Annotated in this window: 13 protein-coding genes and 2 tRNA genes; 4 read left to right on the top strand and 11 right to left on the bottom strand. The window is 67.3% G+C overall.

Going from position 1 to position 13,937, the window contains the following annotated elements:
• Positions 1 to 74: 74 nt before the first annotated feature.
• The gene (gene aceE, locus HPA02_RS14655) at positions 75 to 2,747 is read right to left on the bottom strand and encodes a pyruvate dehydrogenase (acetyl-transferring), homodimeric type (RefSeq protein ID WP_146803952.1); all 2,673 of its coding nucleotides are present in this window, start codon (positions 2,745 to 2,747) and stop codon (positions 75 to 77) included.
• Positions 2,748 to 3,053: 306 nt separating this feature from the next.
• On the bottom strand, positions 3,054 to 3,614 hold the full coding sequence (gene ampD / locus HPA02_RS14650; RefSeq protein ID WP_146803951.1) for a 1,6-anhydro-N-acetylmuramyl-L-alanine amidase AmpD: 561 nt from the start codon (positions 3,612 to 3,614) through the stop codon (positions 3,054 to 3,056).
• Positions 3,615 to 3,691: 77 nt separating this feature from the next.
• Between ampD and nadC the strand changes: the two genes are divergently transcribed.
• Positions 3,692 to 4,549, top strand: coding sequence for a carboxylating nicotinate-nucleotide diphosphorylase (gene nadC, locus HPA02_RS14645; protein WP_146803950.1), 858 nt, complete (start codon positions 3,692 to 3,694; stop codon positions 4,547 to 4,549).
• Positions 4,550 to 4,552: 3 nt separating this feature from the next.
• Entirely contained in the window at positions 4,553 to 5,269 is a 717-nt protein-coding gene (gene tsaA / locus HPA02_RS14640) for a tRNA (N6-threonylcarbamoyladenosine(37)-N6)-methyltransferase TrmO (protein WP_146803949.1), read from the top strand.
• Between the two features lie 50 nt (positions 5,270 to 5,319).
• On the opposite strand, the gene purC is transcribed toward tsaA, so the two are convergent.
• From purC to dapA, 4 genes are all read right to left on the bottom strand, one after another.
• Positions 5,320 to 6,033 carry a phosphoribosylaminoimidazolesuccinocarboxamide synthase gene (gene purC / locus HPA02_RS14635; RefSeq protein WP_146803948.1) on the bottom strand — a complete coding sequence of 238 codons (714 nt, stop codon included), beginning with the start codon at positions 6,031 to 6,033 and terminating at the stop codon, positions 5,320 to 5,322.
• A 61-nt stretch (positions 6,034 to 6,094) separates the two neighbouring features.
• Positions 6,095 to 6,889 carry an MBL fold metallo-hydrolase gene (locus tag HPA02_RS14630; protein ID WP_146803947.1) on the bottom strand — a complete coding sequence of 265 codons (795 nt, stop codon included), beginning with the start codon at positions 6,887 to 6,889 and terminating at the stop codon, positions 6,095 to 6,097.
• Positions 6,889 to 7,830 carry a lipoprotein, NlpB gene (locus tag HPA02_RS14625; RefSeq protein WP_146803946.1) on the bottom strand — a complete coding sequence of 314 codons (942 nt, stop codon included), beginning with the start codon at positions 7,828 to 7,830 and terminating at the stop codon, positions 6,889 to 6,891. Before HPA02_RS14625 ends, HPA02_RS14630 begins: the two co-directional genes overlap by 1 nt.
• Positions 7,831 to 7,868: 38 nt before the next feature.
• A complete protein-coding gene (gene dapA / locus HPA02_RS14620) occupies positions 7,869 to 8,753 on the bottom strand; it encodes a 4-hydroxy-tetrahydrodipicolinate synthase (protein WP_146803945.1) in 885 nt (294 codons plus the stop codon).
• Between the two features lie 222 nt (positions 8,754 to 8,975).
• Here dapA and HPA02_RS14615 point away from each other — a divergent pair, with 222 nt between their 5' ends.
• Positions 8,976 to 9,446, top strand: coding sequence for a peroxiredoxin (locus tag HPA02_RS14615; protein ID WP_146803944.1), 471 nt, complete (start codon positions 8,976 to 8,978; stop codon positions 9,444 to 9,446).
• Positions 9,447 to 9,450: 4 nt separating this feature from the next.
• Here the strand turns inward: HPA02_RS14615 and HPA02_RS14610 are convergent, their stop codons facing one another.
• A complete protein-coding gene (locus HPA02_RS14610; protein ID WP_146803943.1) occupies positions 9,451 to 10,551 on the bottom strand; it encodes an AI-2E family transporter in 1,101 nt (366 codons plus the stop codon).
• Entirely contained in the window at positions 10,548 to 10,799 is a 252-nt protein-coding gene (locus tag HPA02_RS14605) for a sulfurtransferase TusA family protein (protein WP_146803942.1), read from the bottom strand. The genes HPA02_RS14610 and HPA02_RS14605 overlap by 4 nt, the downstream gene beginning before the upstream one ends.
• Positions 10,800 to 10,978: 179 nt before the next feature.
• On the opposite strand from HPA02_RS14605, the gene HPA02_RS14600 reads away from it, so the two are divergent.
• Positions 10,979 to 12,421 (top strand): M48 family metalloprotease, encoded by a 1,443-nt coding sequence (locus tag HPA02_RS14600; RefSeq protein WP_146803941.1) that lies wholly within the window; start codon positions 10,979 to 10,981, stop codon positions 12,419 to 12,421.
• Between the two features lie 95 nt (positions 12,422 to 12,516).
• Here HPA02_RS14600 and nadA read toward each other — a convergent pair whose 3' ends face one another.
• The 3 genes from nadA to HPA02_RS14585 all read right to left on the bottom strand — a co-directional run bounded on the left by nadA (position 12,517) and on the right by HPA02_RS14585 (position 13,933).
• A complete protein-coding gene (gene nadA, locus HPA02_RS14595) occupies positions 12,517 to 13,545 on the bottom strand; it encodes a quinolinate synthase NadA (protein WP_146803940.1) in 1,029 nt (342 codons plus the stop codon).
• 201 nt (positions 13,546 to 13,746) lie between these two features.
• A tRNA-Lys gene (locus HPA02_RS14590) sits at positions 13,747 to 13,822 on the bottom strand.
• A 35-nt stretch (positions 13,823 to 13,857) separates the two neighbouring features.
• Positions 13,858 to 13,933 (bottom strand) — tRNA-Lys (locus tag HPA02_RS14585).
• Positions 13,934 to 13,937 lie beyond the last annotated feature (4 nt).

Raw genomic sequence — 13,937 nt, 5'->3', positions numbered from 1 at the left:
GCCGCAGGCGCCGCCTCCCGGTCGGGGAGGCGCCGGTCGTACCGGCCGGCGCCTGCTGCTAGCTGGTCAACGGCTCACACCGACAAGGGGTTGGGCTTGCTCGGATCGATGCCGTACTTCTTGATCGCTTCGCTGACCACCTTGCGGTCCAGCTCGCCCCGGTCGGCCAGCGCCTTGAGCGCGGCCACGGTAACGAAGTAGCGGTCGACCTCGAAGAAGTGACGCAGCTTCTCGCGGGAATCGGAGCGCCCGTAGCCGTCGGTACCCAGCACGGTGTAGTCGGTGGGCACCCAGGCACGCACCTGGTCGGCGAACAGCTTCATGTAGTCGGTGGAAGCGATGGCCGGACCTTCGCGACCTTCCAGACACTGGGTGACATGCGGCTTGCCGGGCTCGTCTTCCGGATGCAGGAAGGCCTGACGATCCACTTCCAGGGCCTCGCGGCGCAGCTCGTTGAAGCTGGTGACGCTCCAGATGTCGGCGCCGATGCCCCACTCCTCGGCGAGCATCTCGGCGGCGGCCTCGACCTCGCGGAGGATGGTGCCGGACCCCAGCAGCTGAACGCGCCCCTTCTTGCCTGCGGTCTCGCGCAGCAGGTACATGCCCTTGATGATGTCCTCGGCCGGGATGGTCTCCAGCTCGGGATGCTCGTAGTTCTCGTTCATCACCGACAGGTAGTAGAAGCAGTTCTCCTTGTCGGCGAACATGCGCTTCAGGCCGTCCTGGACGATCACCGCCACCTCGTGGGCATAGGTGGGGTCATAGCTGCGGCAGTTGGGGATGGTGGAGGCCAGGATATGACCGTGACCATCCTGGTGCTGCAGGCCCTCGCCGTTGAGGGTGGTACGACCGGCGGTACCGCCGACCAGGAAGCCGCGGGCCTGGAGGTCACCGGCGGCCCAGGCCAGGTCGCCGATACGCTGGAAGCCGAACATCGAGTAATAGACGTAGAACGGCAGCAGCGTCAGGTTGTTGTTCGAGTAGGAGGTGGCGGCGGCGATCCAGGCGGACATGGCGCCGGCCTCGGAGATGCCCTCCTCGAGGATCTGGCCCTTCTTGTCCTCCCGGTAGAACATGATCTGGCCCTTGTCCACCGGCTCGTACTTCTGCCCCTCGGAGGTATAGATACCCAGCTGGCGGAACATGCCCTCCATGCCGAAGGTGCGTGCCTCGTCGGGGATGATCGGCACCACCTGCTTGCCGATCTTCTTGTCCTTCACCAGCCCGTTGAGGACCCGCACGAAGGCCATGGTGGTGGAGACTTCACGGCCCTTGGAGCCGCCGGTCTGGGAGGCGAAGGTCTTGTCCTCCAGGGACGGGATCTCCAGCGCCTGGAAGTCGCTGCGGCGCTGGGGCAGGTAGCCGCCCAGCCGCTCGCGCTGCAGGTGCATGTACTTCATTTCCGGGGAGTCGTCCGCCGGCTTGTAGTACGGCACGTCCTTGAGCTGCTCGTCGGAGATGGGGATGCCGAAGCGGTCGCGGAAACGCTTGAGGGCCTCGTACTCCATGCTCTTGAGCTGGTGGGACTCGTTGGCCGCCTCGCCGTCGCCACCGCCCATGCCGTAGCCCTTGACGGTGTGGGCCAGGATCACGGTGGGACGCCCGTTGGCGTTATTGACCGCCTCGTGGTAGGCCGCATAGACCTTGTAGGGGTCGTGGCCGCCGCGGTTGAGGCGCCAGATGTCCTCGTCGGACATGTCCTTGACCAGTTCCGCGGTCTCCGGGTACTTGCCGAAGAAATGCTCGCGGGTATAGGCACCGCCGTTGGCCTTGTAGTTCTGGTAGTCGCCGTCGACCGCCTCGTCCATGCGCTTCTGCAGCATGCCCTTCTTGTCCTGCTCGAAGAGCGGATCCCAGAAGCGGCCCCAGACGACCTTCTGAACGTTCCAGCCGGCACCGCGGAAGACGCCTTCCAGCTCGTCCATGATCCGCGAGTTGCCGCGCACCGGACCGTCGAGACGCTGCAGGTTGCAGTTGATCACGAAGATCAGGTTGTCGAGCTTCTCGCGGCTGGCCAGGTGGATGGCACCCAGGGATTCCGGCTCGTCGCACTCGCCGTCGCCCATGAAGCACCAGATCTTGCGATCGTGCATGTCCTTCATTTCGCGGGAGTGCAGGTACTTCATCACGTGGGCCTGGTAGATGGCCTGAATCGGCCCCAGCCCCATGGAGACGGTGGGGAACTGCCAGAAGTCCGGCATCAGCCAGGGGTGCGGATAGGAGGAGAGGCCATCGCCATCCACTTCCTGGCGGAACTTGTCCATCTGCGCTTCGGAGAGGCGCCCCTCCAGGAAGGCTCGCGCATAGATGCCCGGCGCCACATGGCCCTGGATATAGACCAGGTCGCCCTCGAAATCGCCGTTGGGGGCGCGGAAGAAGTGGTTGAAGCCCACATCATAGAGGGTGGCCGCCGACATGAAGCTGGCGATATGGCCACCCACGCCCGGGTTGGCGCGGTTGTTGCGGATCACCTGGGCGATGGCGTTGTAGCGGATCAAAGAGCGAATACGCCGCTCCATGAACAGATCGCCGGGCATGCGTGCCTCGCGGTGCACCGGGATGCTGTTGCGGTGGGGGGTCGTCACCGAGAAGGGGACCTGCATACCATCGCGACGCAGGCGGTCGGCCAGGTTGCTCAGCAGGAACTGGGCGCGATCCTCGCCCTCACGATCCAGTACGGACTCCAGGGATTCCAACCATTCCTGGGTTTCGACCGGATCAAGATCTTCTCTTGCCTCCAGACTCATAGACGTCTCTCCAAATGAAGATTTTTTGTCAGTCTGCCCTCACCCGGGGGTCGAGGGGCGTGTGGCGCTCTTCAGTGCGGGCGCGGCCTTCTGGTGGGCCGCATCTCCGGAAAAGGTAGGCTGTAGGTTTTTTACAGACCGGCGTCAATGACGCATGAATTCCGGCATGAAGATACCGCAAACGCTGGCTTCTGCCAATGACAACGAACATGGAAATTTTTTCCACATACGTTATCGCACTGCAACACAAGGCGTTGCGCGCCTCCCCAGGCAGCCTAGACCAAGGCGCCATACCATGTAGTCAGGCTACATGATCGCCTCGCTCAAACAGCGCCGCAGGTAGGCCCAATCGAAAGCCGGGCCCGGGTCGGTCTTGCGCAGCGGGGCGATCCGCGCATGGCTGGTGAAACGTCGCGGGGTGATCTCGGGATAGGTCCGGCAGAGTGCCGCCAGGGCCCGAGCCAGGGTGCGATACTGGGCCTCCCGGTAGGGGGAGACCTCGTCTCCTTCCAGCTCGATGCCCACCGAGAAGTCGTTGAGCTCGCCCCGCCAGCCGCGCCCATCGAACCAGCGCGAGCGCCCGGCGTGCCAGGCGCGCCGATCGAAGGGCACGAACTGCACCGCCTCGCCATCGCGGCGAATCAATAGGTGTGCCGAGACCCTGAGGCCGGCGATCTCGGCGAAGAAGGGGTGGGCCTCGGGGTCCAGGGTATTGGTGAAGAGGCGCTCGATATGCTCGCCGCCGAACTCCCCCGGCGGCAGGCTGATGGAGTGCAGGACCACCGCCGAGACCTCCCCCGCCGGCCGCGCATTATGGTTGGGCGAGGCCACCCGCCGCGCCGATTGCCACCAGCCCTGTTCGATCATCTCGCCTCCCCCGTCCTCGATTCCCTATAATGGCGGCCAGTATGGCATATCCCCCCACCAGCCCGGAGCCAGGCCCCATGCATTACCATCACGCCCTCGCCGAAGAGATCCGCGACGCCGCCGCCCGGCTGCTGGCGGAGGACGTCGGCCCCGGCGATATCACCGCCGAGCTGATCCCCGCCCAGCAGTGGGCCAAGGCCCGGGTACTGACCCGGGAGGCCTGCGTGCTGTGTGGCGTAGCCTGGGTCGACGAGATCTTCCGCCGCCTGGATGCCCGGGTCCGCCTGACCTGGCACGCCGCCGACGGCGACCGCCTGCCGGCGGACAGCGTCTTCCTGGAGCTGGAGGGCCCGGCCCGCGTCCTGCTCACCGGCGAGCGGGCGGCGCTCAACCTACTGCAGACCCTCTCCGCCACCGCCACCCGCACCCGCCACTACGTCGACCTGATCGAGGACACCGGCGTGCGCCTGCTGGATACCCGCAAGACCCTGCCGGGCCTGCGCCTGGCTCAGAAATACGCGGTAACCTGCGGCGGCGGCCATAACCATCGCATCGGCCTCTATGATGCCTTCCTGATCAAGGAAAACCATATCGCCGCCTGCGGCGGGATCGCCGCGGCGGTGAGAGAGGCCCGGGATATCGCCAGCGACCTGCCGGTGGAGGTGGAGGTGGAAACCTTCGACGAACTGGATCAGGCCCTGACGGCGGGCGCCGATATCATCATGCTCGATAACTTCGACCTGGGGGAGCTGCGCGAGGCAGTGACCCGCGCCGCGGGCCGCGCCACCCTGGAGGCGTCGGGCAATGTCGACGACACCACCCTGCGCGCCATCGCCGAGACCGGCGTCGACTGCATCTCCAGCGGCGCCCTGACCAAGGGCGTGGAGGCCATCGACCTGTCGATGCGCCTGACCGAGACCTGGGAGGCCCGCTAGGGCATGACCACCGTGCCGGCGAACGAGGCCTTTTCCCTGGAGGCGATAGGCCATATCCAGAGCGACTATCCGGACAAGTTCGGCATTCCTCGCCAGCCGGGCCTGGCCCCGGCGGCCCGGGCCGAGCTGGTCCTCGAGGGGGCATATGCCGACCCGCTGGCGGTGCGGGGCCTGGACGCCTTCAGCCACCTCTGGCTGACCTTCGTCTTCCACCAGAGCCCCGAGCGCTGGACGCCCCTGGTGCGTCCGCCGCGCCTGGGGGGGAACGCCAAGGTGGGGGTCTTCGCCAGCCGCAGCACCCATCGCCCCAACCGATTGGGGCTCTCCCTGGTGGAACTCACGGGCATCGAGACCCGCGGCGGGGTGCGCCTGCGCCTGGCCGGCTGCGACCTGGTCAGCGGCACCCCGGTGCTGGATATCAAGCCCTACCTGCCCTGGGCCGAGGCGCGCCCCGAGGCCCGCGCCGGCTTCGCCCCCGAGCCGCCGCCCCGGGTCGCCGTCGGCTTCGAGGCAGCGGCCCGGGCGGCACTGGCCTGCCGCCCCGACGGCGACGAGCTGAGCGCGCTGATATGCCAGGTGTTGGCCCAGGACCCGCGCCCCGCCTACCACCGCGACAAGGGCGCCGCCGAGCGCCTCTATGGCGTGCGCCTGCGGGATGTGGACGTGCGCTTTCGCGCCGTGGGGGATGGCTTGCGGGTGGTGGAGATCGCCCCCGCCTAAGACGACAACGCCCTCGCGAGGAGGGCGTTGTCTCGGGTACGGCGCAGCAATCAGCTAAATTTGACGCCGATGCGGCGGCCCACCTCCTCGTAGGCCTCGATCACCCCGCCCAGGCCCTGGCGGAAGCGGTCCTTGTCGAGCTTCTCGCGGGTCTCGGCGTCCCACAGCCGGCAGCCGTCCGGGGAGAACTCGTCGCCCAGCACGATTGCGCCGTGGAAGAGGCCGAACTCCAGCTTGTAGTCGACCAGCAGCATGCCACCGTCGGCGAACAGCTGCTTGAGCACCGCGTTGACCTTGAAGGTCAGCGCCTTCATCTCGGCCAGTTGCTCGGGAGTCGCCCAGCCGAAGGTCTCGGCCAGGGACTCGTTGATCATGGGGTCGCCCTTCTCGTCGTTCTTGAGGAACAGCTCGAAGGTCGGCGGCGTCAGGGCCTGCCCCTCCTCCACGCCCAGGCGCTTGACCAGGCTGCCGGCGGCGATATTGCGCACCACGCACTCCACCGGAATCATCTCCAGCTTCTTGACCACGCACTCGGTATCGGAGAGCAGGGTCTCGAAGTGGGTGGGGATGCCCGCCGCCTGGAGCTTCTCCATGATAAAGGCATTGAAGCGGTTGTTGACCATGCCCTTGCGCTCTAGGGCCTCCTTCTTCTTGCCATCGAAGGCGCTGGTGTCGTCGCGGAAGGTGAGCACCAGGCGGTCCGGGTCGTCGGTGAGATAAACCGACTTGGCCTTGCCGGCATAGAGTTCTTGACGCTTTTCCATGGGGATCTCCGAAGAGGAACGCGGATAAATGCTGACCGGCATCGGCAGCGGTGATTAAGGGTCAGGCGATGGTTTGCCAGCCCAGGCCCTCGTCCTGGGCGGCCACCATCAGCCGGCTGTCGTCGCCGTCGAGCAGCGGCACCAAGGCCTCCAGGGCCAGCTCGGGACGGTTGTTATGCTCCGAGAGGTGGGAGCAGATGATGCGCTGCAGGCGATCCAGCCCCAGCCCCTGGAGCAAGCGGGCCGCCTGCACATTGGCCAGGTGGCCCCAGTCGCCCCCGACGCGGCGCTTGAGCCGCGGCGGATAGGGGCCCTCGGCGAGCAGCCGGCGATCATGATTGCACTCCAGGATCAGCGCATCACAGCCACGAAAGGCCTCTACCACATGGGCGCTGGGGTGGCCCAGGTCGGTGAGCACCCCGAGCCGGCGTCCGGCCCCCGAGAGGCAGAATTGTACCGGTTCTCGGGCGTCATGGGGTACGGTCACCGGCTCGATTTCCAGCCCCTTGATCACGAAACGCGCCTGGGGGGTGATCCAGTGATGGCGCGGCACCCGGCCGAGGCGACCGGCGCGCCAGGTCCCCGGGGTCAGGTAGACCGGAATATCGTGACGCCGGGCCAGGGGGCCGACGCCACCGATATGATCGCCATGCTCATGGGTCACCAGGATGGCATCCAACTGCCCGGGATGCAGCCCCAGAACGGCCAGGCGCCGCTCGGCCTCGCGCATGGTGAAGCCGCAGTCGATCAGCAGCCGCGTCTCGCCGTCGCTGACCAGGGTGGCATTGCCCTTGCTGCCGCTGCCCAGGGAGGCGAAGCTCAGGCGCCCCGCCTCGGGGAGGCTCGCCTCGGCCATCAACGCAGCAGGCGGGCGAGGCGCTCCAGCAGCTCGCGCTGATCCGCGCCCTCGAGGCCCTCGGCGACGCGGACACGGCTCTGCCCGCCGCCCTCGGCCTCGACCCGCAGGCGCGCCGCACGGGGCTCGGGATCGTCGCGCCAGATCGCCAGGGTGGCCAGCATCCCCTCCCCCTGGCCGCGCAGGCGCTGCGGCAAATAGGCCACCCGGAACTCGCGAGCCGTGGCGTCACGCTCCAGCAGACGCTGGAAGTCGGCGTCATCGAAGTCACTGGCCAGCTGGTAGTCGAGCTCGTTCCAGACCCGCTCGGCGTCCGCCGGCACGCGCAGCGCCCAGCCGTCGCCCAGCGGTTCCACCACCAGGCCGGACGCGGCCCCGGCACGACGCGCCAGGGCCGCGGCACTGGCACTCTGCCCCTGCTGCTCGAAGTAGCCGCTCAGGGCATTCAGGCAGGCGACATGGCTGCGCCCGGCGGCCTCGCAGCGCACCTCGCTGGCGCCACCGCTCAGGGCTCGCCGCACGCTGAGGCGTCCCTGGGGAGTCTCGAGCGTTCCCTGGCCGGCATCGCGAGCGGTGACGGTCAGACCCTGGCGCTCGACGAAGGTCTCCAGCATCGGCCACACCGCGGTGGGGGCGGCGGCCACCAGCAGCCAGCGCTCCTCGCCCCGTTGCCGGGATTCGACGAAAGCCTCGGGGCCGCGGTCCAGCGCCCCACCCGCCACCGGCCGGGGAGCGTCTTCCATCGAGGCGGCGATCCGCCCCTGGGGCACCGGCATCACGCCGGCATCGCCACCGGCGCCGCCCGGCAGGCGCAGCGGCTCGACGATCTCCGCCTCGCCATAGTCGAGGTTGCGATCATGGTAGTAGCCGTCGCGGGCGCAACCGGCGGCCGCCAGGGCCAGGGCCATGACCAGCGGGGTCCATTTCAGCGCAGGGTTCATGCATCCACCTTGAGTTGTGTGGCCGGTGTCGCGCGGCCTCAGGATTCGATCAGGCCCGCCAGTTGCAGGGCCTCGCTCACCGTGGAGTGGTATTTCTCGGAGAGCCAGGTCAGGGGCAGGCGAATGCCCGCCTCGGCCAGCCCCATGCGGTGCAGGGCCCACTTGACCGGAATCGGGTTGGACTCGACCCCCAGCACGGTATGCAGCGGCATCAGTCGAGTATTGATCTGGTGGGCCCGCTCGGCATCGCCGGCCATGGCGGTCACGCAGAGGTCGTGCATGGCGCGGGGCGCCACATTGGCGGTCACCGAGATATCGCCATGCCCGCCCATCAGCATGTAGTCGCAGGCGGTGCCGTCGTCGCCGGAATAGAGCATGAAGTCACTGCCCTTGAGGCGATCGATCAGCTCCTGGGCCCGCTCCAGGTTGCCGGTGGCATCCTTGAGACCGACGATATTTTTCACCTCGGCCAGGCGCAGCACCGTCTCGTTGTAGAGATCGGAGCAGGTGCGCCCGGGCACGTTGTAGAGGATCACCGGCAGCTTGCTGCCCTCGGCCACCGCCTTGAAGTGGCGGTAGAGGCCTTCCTGGGTCGGCTTGTTGTAGTAGGGACAGACCGACAGGCAGTAGTCGGCCCCCACCTCGCCGGCATAACGGGCCAACTCCACCGCCTCGGAGGTGGCATTGGCACCGGTCCCGGCGATCACCGGAATACGGCCATTGACCTCTTCCACCACGGTGCGAATCACGTCGAAGTGCTCGGCAAACGACATGGTGGTGGGCTCACCGGTGGTGCCGGCGGCGACGATGCCATCGGTGCCATTTTCCAGGTGGAAATTGACCAGGCGGCGCAGCGCTTCCCAGTCGATTTCGCCGTCCACCTTCATGGGCGTCGCCAGGGCGACGATACTGCCTGTGATCATGATCTTTCCTCTTAACTCGACAACCGCCTGGCACCTGGCCGCGACTCGGCGGCACGACCCGGCATGGCGCAGGGCGCCCAATAGGCCTAGATGGTACTCAGGCGACGAAAGTCTGTACAGAACCCAAGCGGGCGCCGGCGCGGGATTGGCCCTTTACAGGGCCGGCCGCCTTGCGTGTAATCGGGGCTTGCGCATGGATTTCACCGACACAGGAGCCCCATCATGAGCGTCAGCATCGGCCAGCCCGTTCCCGACTTCACCGCCCAGGCCACCGGCGATACCACCGTCAACCTCGCCGCGCTGAAGGGCAAGCAGGTGGTGATCTACTTCTATCCCAAGGCCAGCACCCCGGGCTGTACCACCGAGGGCGGCGACTTCCGCGACCGCAAGGCGGACTTCGAGGCCGCCAATACCGTGATCCTCGGCGTCTCCCGGGATGGCATCCGCGCCCAGGAGAACTTCAAGGCCAAGCAGGCCTTCAACTTCGAACTGATCTCCGACAAGGACGAAACGGTCTGCGGCCTGTTCGATGTCATCAAGCTCAAGAAGCTCTACGGCAAGGAGCACCTGGGAATAGAGCGCAGCACCTTCCTGATCGACGCCGAGGGCAAGCTGGCCCAGGAGTGGCGCAAGGTAAAGGTGGCCGGCCACGCCCAGGAGGTGCTGGAAGCGGCCCAGGAACTCGCCGGCTAGGCGACTAGGCGCCCTCCTCCTGGCTCGTCGACTGGCTCTCGAGGCGCTCCTGGATCCCCCGCGGCCAGGCATAGACCAGCGCCTTGAGCAGGGTGGCCAGGGGGATGGCGAAGAAGATCCCCCAGAACCCCCAGATGCCGCCGAAGAACAGCACCGCCACGATGATCGATACCGGGTGCAGGTTGACCGCCTCGGAGAACAGCACCGGCACCAGCACATTGCCGTCCAGGGCCTGGATGACCCCATAGGCCAGCACCACATAGAAGAACTGGTCGCTCAGCCCGAAATGGAACCCCGCCACCGCCGCCACCGGCAGGGTGGCCACGGCGGCGCCGATATAGGGCACCAGCACCGAGAAACCCACCAGCACCCCCAGCAGCGCCGAATAGGGCAGCCCGAAGAAGGCGAAGGTCAGGAAGGCCACGCTGCCGACGATCATGATCTCGATAAACTTGCCGCGCACATAGTTGGCGATCTGAGCATCCATCTCCTGCCAGATGCGCGTCATCAGGTCACGGCGGCGCGGCAGCATCAACAGCAGAAAGCCCACCAGCCCGTCGCGGTCCTTGAGCATGAAGAAGACCAGGATCGGTACCAGCACCAGGTAGATGATCAGATCGAGCAGGTTACCCAGGGAAGCCAGCGACAGGCTCAGGGCTCGCTGGCCCATCAGGGTCAGCTCGCGCCCGGCCATGGCGATCCACTCCTGCACCTGGTCCGGGGTCACCAGGGTGGGATAGCGCATCTGCAGCTGATCCAGCCACTGCTGGCTGCTGGCGAACATCCGCGGTATCTCCTGGAGCAGGGTCACCAACTGATTCCAGATCAGCGGCATCAGGATCAGGGCCATGGCCAGCAGCAGGCCGACGAAGCCCAGGAACACCAGGATCACCGCCAGCAGATGGGGCAGGCGACGACGCTCCAGCCAGTTCACCGCCCCCTGCAACAGGAAGGCGATCACCAGGGCGGTAAAGAAAGGCGCCAGCATCTTGCCGAACCAGACCACCGCGGCGACGCCGAGCACCAGCACCACCAGCAGGATCACCGCCTCCTCGTCGGAGAAGTAGTGCTCGACCCACCCCTTGAAGACGGACTTCAGGGTCATGAGCCGGCCTCGCCGTCGGCCTTGCGCAGCCAGTAGTGGTAGACGCCGTCACGCTCCTCGCGGGCCTCCAGGGTGTGGCCACTGTGCGCCACGAAGGTCTCGAAGTCGGCCCAGGAGCCGGCATCGGTCGCCCTCACCTCCAGCAACTGACCGGGTGCCAGCCGCGAGAGCGCCTGCTTGGCCTTGAGCAGCGGCAAGGGACACGGCAGACCGCAGGCATCGAGAAGGTCATCGGGTTGCAGCGCCATGGGTTCTCCCGGAATATGAAGTCAAAGCAAGCAGGGACAGGGGCCCTGCCGGGCTATCGGAATTCGCTTTGCGGCTCGCCAAGACACACGGCCGCCCCACGGATTTAAAGGCACTTTGCCCAATGAATCAATGTCAGAACAAGGCCCCTGCCTCCTTCACTCGCCGTTCGGGACCCGTCATGCTGCGCACCCTTGCCCCCCTGCTACTCGCCGCCCCCCTGCTGCTGGGAAGCCCCGCCTCTCCCGCCCAGGTCGACGACGGCGGCCTGCCCAGCCTGGGCGGCAGCCATGCCAGCCTCACGCTGTCCGACGAGCATCAACTGGGACGCGCCTGGCTGCGCCAGTTCCGGGCCCGGGCACCGCTCTGGGACGATCCCCATGCCCGGGACTATGTGGAGCGGCAGATCGCCCGCCTGCTGCCCCATAGCGAGCTGCCCGATGCCCGCACCCTGGTGGTGCTGGTGGATAGCCACCAGCTCAACGCCTTCGCCGTGCCCGGTGGCGTGGTGGGGGTGAATGCCGGCCTCTTCGCCTTCGCCGAGGATGGCGACGCCTTCGCCTCGGTGATCGCCCATGAGCTGGGCCACCTCTCCCAGCGCCACCATGCGCGACGCATGGAACGGGCCGAACAGACCCAGGTGCCGGCCATGGCCGCCTTCCTGGCCGGCATGCTGATCGCCGCCAGCGGTGGCGGCGACGCCGGCATAGGCGTGGCCATGGGCTCCCAGGCAGCCTTTATCCAAGACCAGCTCGCCTACTCCCGGCGCTTCGAACAGGAGGCCGACCGCATCGGCCTGCAGGCCATGGCCCGGGCAGGCATCGATCCCCAGGCCATGGTGCGCATGCTGCGCGCCATGCATCAGTTGATCAGCCTCCAGGGCGGCATGCCGCCGGAGTTCCTGCTCACCCACCCCCTGACCGAATCCCGTCTCGGCGACGTGGCGGCACGCGCCGAGCGACTGACGATGGCCCCCGGCCACGACGCGGCCCCCCTCTACGCCATGATCCGCGCCCGGGCCCTGCTGGCCATACACCGCCACGAGCCGCGCCGCGCCCTGACCCGACTGGAGGGCGCCGACGCCGCGACACGCCGCTACCTCGAGGCGCTGATCGCCGCCGAGGAGGGGCGCACCGACGCCGCCCTGGCCGCGCTGGACAGCCTGGCTAGGGAGCTGCCCGACCTGGCCCTGCTGCCGGCCAGCGCCGCCGAGGTGGCCTTCGGCGCGGGTCGCACCGAGGAGACCCTGGAGCGTAGCCGGCGGCTGCTGCGCCTGATGCCCGACTACCTGCCGGCGCAACGCCTACGGGCCGAGGCCCTGCTGCAGCAGGATCCCGACCAGGCCTACCACCTCCTGCGCCGCCTCACCGAGGAGCACGCCGAGGATCCCCAGCTCTTCACCCTGCTCGCCGAGGCCGCCGGACGCAGCGGCCGCGAGGCCTGGGGCCACCTGGCCCGCGCCGAGCACCTGCAGCTCAGCGGCGAGATCGACCGCGCCATTCGCCAGTTGGAGATCGCCGAGCGAGTCGCCGAGGGCACCGGCGACCCCAGCGTCGGCGCGCGCATCGCCCAGCGCCGCGACGACTTTCTCGGCTACCGGGAAACGCTGGAGAAATTTCAGTAAAGCCGCCGGCCGTCACGGCATGGGAAACCCGGCCAAAACCAAGGAGCCCCGCAGGCGTTACCCTGCGGGGCTCCTCGCGGCTTGGCGCTTGACGCTTACTTCTGGAAGTTAAGCATCCGCTCCAGGGGCTTGAGGGCGGCCTGGCGCAGGGCATCGTCGACGAAGATCTCGCCGCCGCCGTCGCGCAGGGCGCCGGCCAGGTTGTCCAGGGCGTTCATGGCCATCCAGGGGCAGTGGGCGCAGCTCTTGCAGGTGGCGCCATTGCCGGCGGTAGGCGCCTCGAAGAGGGTCTTCTCCGGCACCGCCTGCTGCATCTTGTAGAAGATGCCGCGGTCGGTGGCCACGATCAGCTTGTCCTGGGGCAGCGCCTTGGCCGCCTTGATCAGTTGGGACGTGGAGCCCGCCACATCGGCCAGCCGCACCACCGCCTCCGGCGACTCCGGGTGCACCAGCACCGCCGCCTCGGGGTAGAGGGCCTTGAGGTCCTCGATGCCCTTGGCCTTGAACTCCTCGTGGACGATGCAGGCGCCATCCCAGAGCAGCATATCGGCGCCGGTCTGCTTCTGGATATAGCCGCCCAGGTGCTTGTCCGGAGCCCAGAGGATCTTCTCGCCCTTGGCATGCAGGTGCTCGATCACGTCCACGGCGATGGCGGAGGTCACCACCCAGTCGGCGCGGGCCTTCACCGCCGCCGAGGTGTTGGCATAGACCACCACGGTGCGGTCGGGATGCTGGTCGCAGAAGGCGCTGAACTCGTCCGCCGGGCAGCCCACGTCCAGGGAACAGGTGGCCTCCAGGGTGGGCATCAGCACGCGCTTCTCCGGGGAGAGGATCTTGGCGGTCTCGCCCATGAAGCGCACCCCGGCCACCACCAGGGTATCGGCCTCGTGGCGGGCGCCGAAGCGGGCCATCTCCAGGGAATCGGCCACGCAGCCGCCGGTCTCTTCGGCAAGCTGCTGGATGGCATCGTCGGTGTAATAGTGCGCCACCAGGACGGCGTTATTGGCGTTCAACAGGCGCTTGATCTCTTCGACCCGCGCCTCGTCCTCGGCGGGAATCCGCGTGGGGCAATAGGCTCGAGCCAGATGCTCGCGCACCTCGGCCCGGGAAGTCATGATCGTCATCGTGTCTACCACTGTGACTGGCAGGGGCTCCCCCTGCGCTGTGCCAGTTGCGTCGAGCGATCGCGCTCCGCGACCGTCGCGCTCCCAGGGCCCGCCGTTGCGTCTACCACAGTGGCCGGCCCGGCTACCATTCTAGCCCAGATGCCCGGCTAGCCTGCAACAAAAACGCCCCCGCGAGGTGCGGGGGCGTCTTCGAGAATCTGGTGGGTCGTGTAGGATTCGAACCTACGACCAATTGGTTAAAAGCCAACTGCTCTACCAACTGAGCTAACGACCCCTGTCACCATGCTGAGGCAGGGTGAAGTGGCGGTGTGGTGGGTCGTGTAGGATTCGAACCTACGACCAATTGGTTAAAAGCCAACTGCTCTACCAACTGAGCTAACGACCCGCCG

The sequence above is a fragment of the Bisbaumannia pacifica genome (assembly GCF_007989625.1).
Taxonomy (GTDB): domain Bacteria; phylum Pseudomonadota; class Gammaproteobacteria; order Pseudomonadales; family Halomonadaceae; genus Bisbaumannia; species Bisbaumannia pacifica.
The sequence above is the reverse complement of the archived record's forward strand: the minus strand, read 5'-3'. Positions and strand labels throughout refer to the sequence as shown.